This is a genomic window from Bradyrhizobium sp. SRS-191 (assembly GCF_024586915.1).
Taxonomy (GTDB): domain Bacteria; phylum Pseudomonadota; class Alphaproteobacteria; order Rhizobiales; family Xanthobacteraceae; genus Bradyrhizobium.
Window position 1 is genome coordinate 21,853 of record NZ_JANBVS010000028.1, and the last position, 13,471, is coordinate 35,323.

Annotated in this window: 5 protein-coding genes; 3 read left to right on the plus strand and 2 right to left on the minus strand. The window is 67.7% G+C overall.

Annotated elements, in window-relative coordinates:
- Nucleotides 1-25: 25 nt before the first annotated feature.
- Complete coding sequence (locus NLR35_RS31895) at nucleotides 26-5,227, minus strand: AAA family ATPase (RefSeq protein ID WP_257170515.1); 5,202 nt, start codon at nucleotides 5,225-5,227, stop codon at nucleotides 26-28.
- 663 nt (nucleotides 5,228-5,890) lie between these two features.
- Between NLR35_RS31895 and NLR35_RS31900 the strand changes: the two genes are divergently transcribed.
- On the plus strand, nucleotides 5,891-6,901 hold the full coding sequence (locus NLR35_RS31900) for an efflux RND transporter periplasmic adaptor subunit (RefSeq protein ID WP_257170516.1): 1,011 nt from the start codon (nucleotides 5,891-5,893) through the stop codon (nucleotides 6,899-6,901).
- On the plus strand, nucleotides 6,894-10,052 hold the full coding sequence (locus tag NLR35_RS31905; protein WP_257170517.1) for an efflux RND transporter permease subunit: 3,159 nt from the start codon (nucleotides 6,894-6,896) through the stop codon (nucleotides 10,050-10,052). Before NLR35_RS31900 ends, NLR35_RS31905 begins: the two co-directional genes overlap by 8 nt.
- A gap of 21 nt (nucleotides 10,053-10,073) precedes the next feature.
- Here the strand turns inward: NLR35_RS31905 and NLR35_RS31910 are convergent, their stop codons facing one another.
- Nucleotides 10,074-10,943 (minus strand): ferritin family protein, encoded by an 870-nt coding sequence (locus NLR35_RS31910; RefSeq protein WP_257170518.1) that lies wholly within the window; start codon nucleotides 10,941-10,943, stop codon nucleotides 10,074-10,076.
- A 250-nt stretch (nucleotides 10,944-11,193) separates the two neighbouring features.
- On the opposite strand from NLR35_RS31910, the gene NLR35_RS31915 reads away from it, so the two are divergent.
- Nucleotides 11,194-13,461 (plus strand): NosR/NirI family protein, encoded by a 2,268-nt coding sequence (locus NLR35_RS31915; protein WP_257170519.1) that lies wholly within the window; start codon nucleotides 11,194-11,196, stop codon nucleotides 13,459-13,461.
- Nucleotides 13,462-13,471 lie beyond the last annotated feature (10 nt).

Below are 13,471 nucleotides of genomic sequence, written 5' to 3' on the forward strand. Positions count from 1 at the left end.
TCGCCTCGTTGGCCCGCCAATCCCGTTACTGACCCCAGTTGGCGAAGGCGTCCTTGAACACGCGGTCGCCCTCGGTGCCCTTCTCGATCGACAGCAGCGCGCGGTTGCCGCCCTCGTAGACGATCGGGATGTCGAACCACTGCTTGCCCTTGAGCAGCATGAGATTGCGCTTGGTATCGACCTCGTTGGCGGACAGCGCGACCATGAAGAACTTCGGCGTCACCTTGGCGGTCTGGGTCACCAGCGCCGTGCCGCGCTCGGCTTCCTCACCCTTCAGGCCGATGCCGCGCAGGCTCGTCAGTCCGGTCACCGCCTGATCCGGCCAGTCGAATTTGAGCTCCATGACGTGGCTCGCCGGCATCTCCATCTCGGCGTTCCGCCGCAACGAGAGCGTGACCTTGGTGCCGTTCTCGATCTCGATCTCGCCCTTGATCGCGGGCGCCGCATCGACCCGCGGTCCCTTGCCCTGCTCGACCGACCACGTCACCTTGCCGGGATAGCGCTTGCCTTTCGGATCCTGCGGATCCTCGTAGTAGAGATAGGCCTGCGCGGGCGTGCTGACCGGCACGCTCATGCCGACGGTGGCATGCTCTTCGGCCGCAGCGGCGACGACCGGCTTGCCGTCCGGCATGATGCGCTCGGCACTGACCTTGCGCGCACCCGGCTCGCCGGCGGCGGGCAGCGTCGCAGCCGCGGTCGCATCGCTCAACGGCACCTGCAGCCATTCCGACGCACGCTGCCACGACACGGCCGCGCCGACGATCACGAGCAGTCCGGCGGCCGCGACCGCCATCACCCGCCGGCTCGGCAGGCGGCGGCGCGGCGCAGCCGTGGTTTCCGCCGCCTTGAACGCCACCGCGACGAGCGAGGGATGGATCTTGGTCTCCTCGACCGGTGCAGCGGGCGCCGGCGTCGCGACCACATCGGACTTCGGCGGCTCGGCACTCGCGGCCGGCAATTCCACCACAACTGCCACGGGCTTCTCTTCGGCCGGGCGCAGCGCGACCGGCGCGGGCGTGTCGACGACGACCCGCGGCGCTTCGCGCACGGTGACGGCGTGAAGCTCGGTCTTTTCGGGGCTGACCGGCGGCACCACGGGCGGCAGTGCAGGCGGTGTCGGCGGCGCCACCGCGGGGACGGTAACCTCGGCGGCAGGCGCCCGTGGCGGACGCCGGCGCAGCACGCGGATCTCGGGCGACGGTTTGGCCGGCGCGCTGGTGTCCGGCCGCTGCGGTACCGCCCTGTCGCTCACCTTGCCGGCGGGCGCGATGCCGTCGGCGCCGGAGCGGCGCGCCATCGAGAGATATTTCGCGACGGTGGCGATCTCCTCCTCGAGCGAATGCGTCGTGCTCACCGAGCGCGGCGCCGGCCGTCGCGCCGCTCCGGCCGCAGAGCTCCGTGCCGGCTTCGGCAGTTCGGCGGCTCGCATGTCGGCAGGCTTGGAGATCTCCGCCATCCGCGGGGCCGGATCGACAGCCGCGGGCCGCGAGCGCAGCTCGATGATGCGATCCGGAAACAGGATCTCGGCGAGATCGCGCAATGACGCATCCGGCAACAGCAGCCGTCGCAACGGCGATGGAATGCCCCGCAGCATCTTGGGATCGCTGCGGCCGACGGCGGCAGCGATCCTGCCGGCCGCGGTGAGCACGGCGTCGCGACGTTCATCGCTGACCAGCACCTTGCGGGCGCGCAGCATCGCCGTCAGCTCGCGCAGATCGGAGCGCGAGGCATGGTCGACGACCAGGAGATCGAAGGTGCCGATCCGAGCCGGCAGCAGTTCGGCGACACGCCGGGCCGGCATGATGTGGCACGGGACGTCCTCAAGCCAGCCATCCAGCGACTTGCGCGCGGCGAAGCGCAGACGGCGGGCGCTCGGGCCGGAGCAGGCCTGTGCCATCTTCTGCATCGTATCGCTGAACTGCTTCAGCGATTGCCTGACGGCGCCGCTCGCATTCTGCGCAATGCCGAGCGACATGCGGGCGCTGATCACGGATTCGAACAGCGCCAGCGATCGCTTCTCGAGCCGCAGGCGCTGCGCAGCGAGATCGTGCAGCAGCTGCCGCTCCTCGGGATTTTCGATCCGCATCAGCACGGCCCAGTTCCAGGCCGTCATCCAATCGGACAATTTCTCTGCGTCCTCGGTCCCCGGCGTCGCAACCGATCGCAGCCGCTCCGCGAGTTTCGGTGCGCCGGCAGCGACCGTCAGCCGGCACGCCGTCCTGATCAGCTCGTAGTCCGCACCGGCTGCGCGGATCTCGTCCATGGCCGCGAGAATGCCGGCCCAGCGCGCTTCGAGCTCATGGGCATCAGCCTCGGCATCGCCGACCCGTGACAGCACGTCCGTCTGCACGACGGCGGCGAGCTCGCCGGCCCCGGCAAATAGTTCGCCGAGACGCGCCAGCTCGACCAGCGGTCCGGACACGCGCTTCATCACGCTACGGATCGCGGCGGCGAAGGCGATCGGCCGCTGCATGTCGGCCAGCATCGCGCTGACCTCGGCGTCCTGCATCGACAGCTTGCGGCAGGCGTCGACCACGTTGCGCATGGCGAGCGCCGCGGTCACCATCGCCGCGTCGACGCTCTTGACGATGCGCTCGAGGTCATCGAAGGCGCGCGCCGATTCCAGTTGCAGCACCGGGGCGTCGATCTTGGTCGCAATCGAGGTCCATCGCGACCGGAGCGCATGCAACTCATGCCGCCACAGCAGGAAACGCGCGACAACCTGCCAGTCCGTCGGCGCCTGCGGCGCAATCCCATCCACCGTGATGGCGTCGACGGCAGCTTTCAAGGCGCGGCGCGACGGCGTGAAGCGTGCGAACGGCTTCTCACCGGCCGCGAGCCGCTCGACGACACGGATGGCATCGCGCTTGGTGAAGGCCTCGACCGGCGCCTGCACCTGTCGCTTGGCGAACTCTGCGCTGCGCGACAGCTGGAACGAGGCGTCGCGCGCCCAGGCCACGACCTTGTCGAGACCGGCAGGCGCGTCGGTCTTGCCGGCTCCGAGCGGCGACAGCTTTGCGAGCCAGTTGTCGTCGGCGATGGCGCGATGGCCGGCGGCGAGCGCATCGAGATCGGCTGCGAGGCGATCCGTCGCGTCGAGCCCGAAGGTCGCGATGGCGTCGAGCGCCAGATCCTCGTCGCGGCCGTCCTCGGACGTCAGCGCAGCCTGCTGCCGCAGCTCCTCGTGCAGACGCAGGAGAGTCGCGGTGTCGGGCAGCGCCGAGGCCTCGGGCAACGCGTCATCGATATGCGTGAGGCGATCCCCCAGCCGCAGCCGGGCTTCGCGCGCTCGGTCGACGGCCACGACCACAGGGTCGCCGGCATCGAGCAGACGCTTCGGGCGATCGATGAACCACGCGCAGGAGTCCTGCGCGCCGATCAAACCTTCAAACAACTCGAACGGCAGCTCCGGCACCGCGCCGGCAAGCCGCAGATTGCGCCGGACGACGTCGGAGATCTCATCGTCGAGCGATGCGATCTGCGTTCGCTTGGAAATGATGTCGCGTTCGAGCCGGCCGATCTGGCCGACATGATCGCGCAGGTTCGGCGCCTCGACGATGGACTGCAGCCGGCCCGCCAGCGCCTCGGCCTTCCTCAGCACCTCCTTGTCGGTGCCGGTCGAACTGACGGTCAGCTCGCGAATGCCGGACGGCAGCTTCTGATGCAGCAGCGACAGCGCAGTCTCGTCTCTCGACACGACCAGCACCCGCGCACCGAGCGCGAGATGATGGCACACCACATTGACGAGGGCCGCAATGCGATCCTCGCGCGCGCCCGACTGCACGACCAGGCCGTCGGCCCGGGAGAACTCGCGCACGACTTCCGCATCCTCGGCAATTGCCGGCAGCGGGAAGAACAGATCGCCGTGCTCGACGACCTCAGGCTTCGGCGCAGGCGCAAGATCGATCGGACCGCCGACGATGCCCGAGAGCTGCCGGCGCGCATTGGCGTGCCCTCGTCCGTCCGGCTGCGCCACCAGCGCGCTGACGGCCGTCGACAGACAGCATTCGGTTTGCGGCGCATGCTCAATCGCCGTCTTGAGGCGATCGATGTCGCGCAACGCGAGGCTCTCTGGACGGCGCCGCACCGCGATCAGCCAGCGGCCGGTCGCGATCTGGGCTTCGGCGGTCTCCGCAGCTTCCGGTTCGCGCGACGGCTTGCGGCCGCCTTGCGTGCCGGCCGCGCTCGCGATCTGCTCGAGGCTGATCGGCATGAACGGCGACAGCTCGCCGCGCTCCTCGAGCGCATCGATCAGCCGCTCGGACTGGCCGCGCAACGCGAGCGCCGCGTCGGGTGCAACAGCATCGAGCGCCCTGAGATTGACGGTCGCGGCCGCGAAGCGCGGCCGGACCCGGACCTCGGCATCGGGACGTTCGATGATCTCGATCTCGACCGGGCGCTCGAACAGCGGCAGCTCGCATTCGCGACCGCTTTGTCGCCACGACGACAACGCGATGCCCCACATGATCTCCGTCGCCTGGTCGGCGCGCGTCACTGCGGCCATCTCGCGCAGCCGCTGATGAACCACCATGGTGCGGCGGCGCATCCGTTCGGTCTCGGCCCAGTCGCTCCAGCCGCCGTTGACGTAGCGCTCGATGCGCTGAACGAGATCCGGACGCAGCTCCAGCCGCAGCCGTCCGGTCCAGGCGCCAAGTGTGCTGGCCGGCGAGAAATCCTCGGGCCGCGCATGGCGGGCGAAGGTCAGGCGGTTCTTCTCGATCTCGTCGACCGTGACCAGGATGCTCTCGCGCGATGCTGGACGACGCTCCGGATCGGACGACAGCTCGACCCAGATCTCGAGATCGGCGTCGATGGCCGGCGGCTCGGTCGCAGCGAGCGCCTCCACGGCCAGCCACACGGGACCATCGACATCGAACGTGTTCAGCACGATCCCGGGAAGGCGCTCCAGCTCCTCGCGACCGAGGGCAAGGCCATGATCATCGACGAACAGATGATCCGGCTGCCGCTCGGCGAGAGAGCTCTCGGAGCGAATGATCTCGGTCAGACTGCCGAGCACATCGCGCAGCGGCTCGACGGACGCCGCAGTCCCGCCCCCCTCGCTGGTCTGCGTGCCCCAGGCGTCCGGCGCCGCCTCGGTCTCCGGCGTGACGGACCCGGCAGCCCCGAGAGCGCCAAGCAGCCGCTTGCCATGATCGGCTGAGACGAGCGACGCGGCGCGATCAGTCGCCTTGCCGTCATTCGGTCGCATGTGCACTGGATGGCTCATCGTGCCGATCCCCCTCTCAGCTGCGCTGCAACACCGGCTCGCGCTCGGCGAGAGGCTGACCGACAAGGACGGCCCTGACCGTGATGATCACGGTTCGCCGGGCGATCGGAGCGTGGGTTCAGTCTGGACAAGCTTGCCTCGCTGCAACGTCGTGGAACTCCCGACTCGTTGCGGAGGCGTATGGCGAAGGTAGGTCACATCAATGACCCGACAGGTAGATGAATGTGACGATTCTCGATCTTGCAGGGAATTCGGGAAAAACTCCCGGACTACACGCTGATGAAAATGACCTGTAACAAGCGGCTGGTCTTGGGTTTTTGTTCAGCGCCAGCTTCGATCGGCACGGTCAGCGCGTGCTGCGGGCGAATACGGTAGAACATGTCTAAGAATACTTCTAACACTCAAGAAGAAACATGCGGACGTATACCGCGCATCCCGTCTCCACGCCGCCGCAAGGCCCGGGCCCATGTTCGGCCATCGCCATGCCGCGCATAGGGCGGCGCCGTCGACAAGGACGCCACAAACTGCCGCCGGGCCCTGCATCGGAGCCGGATGCGGGCCTCCGGCCGGCGCTGCTTGAAACAGCGCAAGAGCTGAAGTAGCTGTTGTTTTCAATGACAATAACGCCGCCAGACGGCCCCAGAGCGGTCGGTCCGGCACTGCATGGTTAGGCATCCGATGAGAGCTGTGGCCGCATGCGGTGCAATCCTGTGGGCGCTGATCTCTGCGCCCTCGAGCAGATATGCGCTAGCCGAGACCGGCAATGCCGGAGGGCGTGAGCCCGCCACGGTGAAGCTTTCCGCAACGCAACAAAAGCAGGTCGGATTGCAGACGGCGGTGCTGGCGGCGGAGTCGCACCCCGAACAGATCCGCGCCTATGGCACGGTGCTGGATGTGGCAAGGCTCACCGAGCTCACCAACAACTACGCCAACGCCCAGGCCCAGTTGCAGACCGCGCAAGCCAGGCTGGAGGTGGCCCGGCTCGCCTACGAGCGCGCCCGCGATCTCGTGCAATCGGCCGCGATGCCGAAGAAGGATGCCGAAGCCGCCGAAGGCACGTTCCGGACCGACCAGGCCGCGCTGGCCGCCGCGGAATCGCAAGTGAAGACATTGATGGCCACCGCGCGGCAGGAATGGGGCGCGGTGATCGGACGCGGCATCATCGAGCGCTCGCCGCAGCTGGTGCAGCTGATCGAGCGCGAGCAGCTGCTGGTTCAGGTCACGCTGCCGCCGGGCGTAACCCTGGCCGAGCCACCGCGCTCGGCGCTCGCGCAGGCACCGACGCGGAGCGCCAACATCGATCTGCGCTATCTGTCGCCTGCGCCGCGAACGGACCCGCGCATCCAGGGCGTGAGCTATTACTTCGTCGCGGCCGGCGACAGCGGACTGCTGCCCGGCATGAACACGACGGCCTACGTGCCCTCCGGCAAGTCCTACGCTGGCGTCTTCGTCGAGGACACCGCCATCGTGCAATGGCAGGGCCGCGCCTGGGTATATCTGCGCGCCGGTCCCGAGACCTTCAAGCGGTATCCGATCCGCACCGACCAGCCGGTGTCCGACGACGATTACGTCGTGCAGGACATCCCCGCCGGCTCCGAGCTCGTGATGCGCGGCGCGCAGGTGCTGTTGTCGGAAGAAGCCAAGAGCGAGCTGCGCGGCGGCGATGATGATTGACGGCGTTCGCCTGGCCGCGACGGGACCGCAGGCCGCGCTGGTCTCTTTTGCGATCCGCTTTCGCGGCATGATGCTGGCGCTCGCCTGCACCATCCTCATTCATGGCATCTTCTCGCTGGGCAGCGCCAAATACGCCGTATTCCCCGAATTCGCGCCGCCGCAGGTCTCGATCCAGACCGAGGCGCCCGGGCTCAGCCCGGAGCAGGTGGAGGTGCTCGTCACCCAGCCGATCGAGACCTCGATCAACGGTCTCGCCGGCGTCGAGAGCATGCGCTCGTCCTCGATCCAAGGCCTCTCCGTCGTCTCCGTCATCTTCCAGCCCGGAACAGACGTGTTCAGGGCGCGACAGCTGGTGACGGAGCGGCTCACCGTCATCACGAACGGCCTGCCCCAGGGCGTCCGGACTCCATCGATGACGCCGCTCGTGCCGGCGGCCGGCACGGTGCTTGTGATCGGCCTGACCTCCGAGCAGCGATCGCTGATGGACCTGCGCACGATCGCCGACTGGACCGTGAGCCGGCGGCTGCTCGCAGTCCCCGGGGTCGCGCAGGTCACGACCTACGGCCGGGACGTGCGATCCCTGCAGGTCCAGGTGCGATCGGACGATCTGGTCCGCTTCGGCGTCGGCATGAACGACGTCGTGGCGGCGGCGCGCAAGGCGACCGGCGTGCGCGGCGCCGGCTTCGTCGATACCGCCAATCAGCGCGTCATCCTGCAGACGCAAGGCCAGTCGCTGACGCCGGAGCAGCTGGCACGCACGGTGCTCCTGCATCAGGGCGGCGCCAGCGTCGTGCTCGGCGATGTCGCGACCGTCGTCAATGCGCCGGAGCCGCCGATCGGTGGCGCGCTGATCGACGGCCAGCCCGGCATCATGATGATGATCAGCCAGCAATATGGCGCCAACACGCGCAATGTCGCCGCGCGCGTCGAGACCGCGCTGCAGGAGCTCCGCCCGGCCCTGGACAGCGAGAACGTCAAGCTGCACGCCGATTTGTTTCGTCCAGCGACGTTCATCGATTCCGCGACAACAAACGTGCTGGTCGCGCTGCTGATCGGCGGCGCGCTGGTCGTCATCGTGCTGTTCCTGTTTCTGTACGACTGGCGGACGTCGGTGATCAGCTGCACCGCGATTCCGCTGTCGCTGTTCTCCGCCGTGCTCGTGCTGCAATGGATGGGGCAGAGCCTGGATACGATGACGCTCGGCGGTCTCGCGATCGCGATCGGCGAGGTCGTCGACGATGCCGTGATCGGAGTCGAGAACGTGGTGCGCCGGCTGCGCGAGAACCGCGCTCTGGCATTGCCGCGCAGCGAGACCCGTGTCGTCTATGACGCGATGCTCGAGGTGCGCAGCGCGGTGGCCTATGCGACCTTCGCCGTACTGCTGGTGTTCGTTCCGATCCTGGCGCTGCCGGGGCTCGCCGGCCGGCTGTTCGGTCCGCTCGGCATCGCCTACATCCTGGCCGTCATCGCCTCGCTGCTCGTGGCGCTGACGGTGACTCCGGCGCTGTCGATGCTGCTGCTGGCCGGCCGCAAGCCGCGCGCCAGTCGCGAGCCGCCGTTGGTGCGCTGGTCGCGCCGGCATTACGAGCGGCTGCTGCGCCGGCTGAGCCGCTTTCCCAAGCTGGTCATGGCGGTGGCGCTGCTCGTCACGATCGGCGGCGCCGGCCTGGTGCCGTTGTTCGGCGGCACGTTCCTGCCCGACCTCAAGGAGGGCCATCTCATCCTTCACGTCTCGACGCTTCCCGGCACCTCGCTGGATGAATCGCTGCGGCTGGGCACGCTGATCGCCGCGGCGCTGCGCGACGTGCCCGAAGTGCGCAGCGTGGCGCAGCATGCCGGCCGCGCCGAGGCCGGCGTCGATACCGCGGGCACGCATTCCAGCGAGATCGAGGTCGACCTGAAGCCCGGCCTGTCCGGCGACGAGCAGGAGCGCGCCGAGCAGCACATTCGCGCCGCGCTCGCCAACTTCGCGGGCATCAACCTGTCGATCAAGACCTACTTGACCGAGCGCATCGAGGAGACGCTGTCCGGCTTCAACGCCGCGGTTGTCATCAACGTGTTCGGTCCCGATCTCGACGATCTCGAGCGCGCAGCCAACGACATCGCGCGTGAGCTCGGCGAGGTCTGGGGCGCGATCGACATCCAGCAGCAGTCGCCGCCGGGCATGCCGCAGGTCAACGTGACCCTGCGTCCGACCGACCTGCAGTCCTGGGGACTCGATGCGGTGGAGGTGCTGGAGCTGATCCGCACCGCCTATCAGGGCGACGTCGTCGGCCAGGCCTATGAGGGCAACGTCGTCTTCAACGTCATCGTCAAGCTCGATCCCGACGCCAGCGCCCGTCCGACCGAGATCGGCAACATGCCGATCCGGACGCCCAGCGGCGCCTACATCCTGCTGAAGCAGGTGGCGGACGTCTACGGCACGGCCGGACGCTACGTCGTGCTCCATCGCAACGGCCAGCGCGTGCAGACGGTGACCGCCAATGTCAGCGAGCGCGATCTCGAATCCTTCGTCGCCGCGGCCAAGCGCAAGATCGCCAAGGAGGTCAAGCTGCCGGCGGGCGCGCATGTCGAGTTCACCGGCGCCGCCGAGGCGCAAGCCAAGTCACGCCGCGACCTGCTGGTGAACTCGCTGCTGGCGACGATCGGCATCGTGCTCTTGCTGTCGCTCGTCACCGGCCACTGGCGCAACCTCGTCCTGGTGCTGATCAACCTGCCCTTCGCCTTCGTCGGCGGCGTCATCGCCGTCGCCCTCACGGGGAGCGTGCTGTCGCTGGGATCGATGGTCGGCTTCGTCACGCTGTTCGGGATCGCGCTGCGCAACTCGATCCTGATGATCTCGCACTACGAGCACCTGGTCATCAAGGAAGGACGCAGCTGGGGGCTGGAGACTGCGATCGCCGGAGCGGCCGACCGCCTCGTGCCGATCCTGATGACCTCGCTGGTGACCGGCCTCGGCCTGTTGCCGCTCGCGCTCGGCGCCGGCGAGCCGGGCCGCGAGATCGAGGGACCGATGGCCATCGTCATCCTCGGCGGCCTCCTGACCTCGATGGCGCTGAACCTGCTGGTGCTGCCGGCGCTCGCCCTGCGCTTCGGGCGGTTCATTGCCGATGCGACGGCGAAGCGAGACGCAGACGCCGCCGTCGCCTGATCGACGGCCGGCCTTATCCACTCAAGTGAGCGAGCGCAGCCAGGCCAGACGCGCGATCGCCTGTGAGGCGAGCCGCTGCAGCAGATCGAGCTGGTCAGGCTCCGTCGCACGCTCGGCGTAATCGAGATAGGCATCCGCGAGCGCCTCGGCGATGACAGGCGCATCCGACTGTGCGAGCGCAGCCGGCAGATCCATCACATCAGCTGCGTCAGCCGCCATCATCTCGGCGTCCTGCGCGAGCTCGCGCAGACGATCCGCTTGCGGACCGCGGCGGCGCGCAGCCATCTCGAAGAGCAGCCCGGCAAGACGATGCTCGAGCTGGCCCGCCGTCGCGTTGCCGCCGGGCGTCACCGTCAACGATGCGCGCCTGGCCTCATTCTCAAGGTGATAGGCGCGGCGCCGCTCCTTGCGCAGGGCCGCGACATGGCCGAGCTCCTCGCGCGCCATCGCTTCCGACGCGGTCTTGACGTCGGCGCTGTCGCTATACGCCGCAAGATAGGACCAGAACGCGAAGGCGCGCTCCTCGTTGCGCACCGCCATCGACAGCGCGCGGTAGGGCGTCATCAGGCGCGAGCTCTCAATCTCCGCCACGGCATCGGCATCGAAGGTCTCCGGCGCCTGCCAGCGCACCATCGACGCATCCGGCGCGCGCCCGGTGCGCGCGTGTGACCATTTGACGACGCTATCGACATGCTCGCGCTCGGCCGCAGCCAAGTCGGCAAACACTTTTGTTAGATCGCCCCGTCCCTGCCGCTGCATCTCCTCGGCGAGCTCGGTGTAGCGATCGGCGGCCTCCTGCTCCATCGCGTTCGCGAGGGCAAACATCTCCTCGAGCGAATGCAGGCTTCCGGCCGGTTCCGACCTGAGCAGAAGCGTTCGTGACAACAACATGATGGGATCGGCCTGTGTGTTCGCCCGGGTCTGTTTGATCCAGCGCAACGTTTGTCGCAACCAGACCCACTAGACATCTTGCCACATCAGGAGTCAATTTAGGTTGGCTCGATTTGCTCGGGGGTCGCCAACGGCGACGATCCCTCTTTCCCAGACACAGTACTGATAGGAATACGCGTCCTTCGGGGGCGGGCCGTTCCGCTTGAGGTGATCAATGGTTGCGAGTCATGTCGCCACCAATCGAGGACGCATGGCTGCCGCGATCGTGGCCGTCATTGTCGCGCTCTGCATGATCGCAGCGCCGCGCACGGCGCATGCGGCCGGCGATCTCGCGAACTATCTGTCGAAGATCACGCCGGGCTCGTTCTTCCCCGACGCGGATCGCTTCGGCGCGCCGCAAGGCGAGCCGCCGATCGCACCGGTCTATCGCGCCGATCAGCTCAAGGGCTACGTCTATCTCAACTCCGATTTCGCCAATGCGGTCGGCTACTCCGGCAAGCCGATCCATATTCTCGTCGGCATTGATCCGAAGGGCGTGATCACCGGGCTGAAGCTGGTCGATCACAAGGAACCGATCGTGCTGATCGGCATTCCCGAGCCGCGCATCGTCGCCGCGCTGAACGGCCTGCTCGGCAAGGACATGACGCCGATCGCGCAAGGCGCGGAGCATCCGCCGCAGGCCGACATCGTCTCCGGCGCGACCGTCACCGTGCTGGTGATGCATGACAGCATCGTACGCTCGGCGAGCCGCCTGATCCGCAGCGGCCGCATCGGCGCCGCCGGCGCGGGAGCAGCGGCTGCCGCGCAGCCCAGCGTGATCAAGACGATCGATCCCGACAAGAGCGAGATCCGCGACTGGGCCAGCCTGCTCGGCGACGGCTCGGTGCGGCGGCTGCATCTAAGCATCGGCGACGTCAACGACGCGTTCGCGAAGTCGGGCAACGCAGCGGCCGCGCAAAATCCGGAGCCGGGCAGCGCGGACGACACCTTCATCGATCTCTATGTCGCGCTCGCCAGCGTGCCGACGATCGGCCGTAGCCTGCTCGGCGACGACGGCTATCAGCGACTCAAGGCCCGGCTGCAGCCGGGGCAGCAGGCGGTCATCGTCGCCGGCGACGGCGCCTATTCGTTCAAGGGCTCGGCCTATGTCCGCGGCGGCATCTTCGATCGCATCGAGGTGCTGCAGGAAGGGTCGAGCACGCGGTTCCGCGACAAGAACCATACACGCCTCGGTGAGCTGAATGCCGCGGGCGCCCCTGACCTGCGCGAGATCGGGCTGTTCGTCACGCCGCCCGAATTCACGCTCGATCCGACCGAGCCCTGGCAGCTGCAGCTTCTGGTGCAGCGGGCCACCGGCAGCCGCGACAAGGCGTTCCTCACCTTCGACCTCAACTACACGCTGCCCGACGTCTATCTGAAGCGGGAGACGCGCCCTGCCGTTCCCGTAGCGAAGACGCCCGCGGCACAGCCCGCAGCGGCGACGACGACGCAAACCTCGGCAGACGAGACGGAGGAGCCGCTGTGGATGCGCATCTGGCGCACGCAGACCGTCAACATCGGCATCACCGCTGTCGCTCTCGCGGTCCTCACCGCTATCTTCTTCTTTCAGAATGTGCTGGTGCGCCGTGCGCAACTCTACACCTGGGTGCGACGCGCCTATCTCTTATTCGTCCTGGTCTGGCTCGGCTGGTACGCAAACGCCCAGCTCTCCGTCGTCAACGTCGTCACCTTCACCAATTCGCTGCTGACCGGCTTCCATTGGGAGTTCTTCCTCGCAGCTCCCCTGATCTTCATCCTGTGGGCCGCCACGGCGGCAGGTCTGCTGTTCTGGGGCCGCGGGCCGTTCTGCGGCTGGCTGTGCCCGTTCGGGGCGCTGCAGGAGCTGACCAACACGGTGGCGAAGTTGCTGAAGGTGCCGCAGATCACCGTGCCATGGGGCCTGCACGAGCGGCTCTGGCCGATCAAATACATCATCTTCCTCGGCCTTTTCGGCCTGTCGCTGTATTCAGTGGCGCTGGCCGAGCAGGTCGCCGAGGTCGAGCCGTTCAAGACCGCGATCATCCTGAAATTCGCGCGCGGCTGGCCGTTCGTCCTGTATGCCGTCGCCCTGCTCGGCATCGGCCTGTTCATCGAGCGCTTCTTCTGCCGCTACCTGTGTCCGCTCGGCGCCGCGCTTGCCATTCCCGGCCGCATCCGCACCTTCGAATGGCTGCGGCGCTGGAAGGAATGCGGCTCGCCCTGCCAGCGCTGCGCCAAGGAATGTCCGGTGCAGTCGATCCATCCCGAGGGGCATATCAACGTCAATGAATGCATCTACTGCATGCATTGCCAGGAGCTCTATTACGACGACCACCGCTGCCCGCACATGATCCAGGTCCGGCTCAAGCGCGAGAAGTTCGAGGCGATGTCGTCGCCCACGATGCGTGCCCCAAAGGCCGGCCCGAAGACGCTCATCACCCATGCCGGCCAGCCGCTCACGGCGCCCGCTCAATCCCCCGATCTCAATCGCCCATCATAAGGAGACGACG

Excerpts from the sequence above, each read along its gene's own strand:
- NLR35_RS31905 (WP_257170517.1), top strand. The coding sequence starts at position 6,894 with ATGATTGACGGCGTTCGCCTGGCCGCGACGGGACCGCAGGCCGCGCTG.
- NLR35_RS31895 (WP_257170515.1), bottom strand. The coding sequence starts at position 5,227 with ATGAGCCATCCAGTGCACATGCGACCGAATGACGGCAAGGCGACTGAT.
- NLR35_RS31915 (WP_257170519.1), top strand. The coding sequence starts at position 11,194 with ATGGCTGCCGCGATCGTGGCCGTCATTGTCGCGCTCTGCATGATCGCA.
- NLR35_RS31900 (WP_257170516.1), top strand. The coding sequence starts at position 5,891 with ATGGTTAGGCATCCGATGAGAGCTGTGGCCGCATGCGGTGCAATCCTG.
- NLR35_RS31910 (WP_257170518.1), bottom strand. The coding sequence starts at position 10,943 with ATGTTGTTGTCACGAACGCTTCTGCTCAGGTCGGAACCGGCCGGAAGC.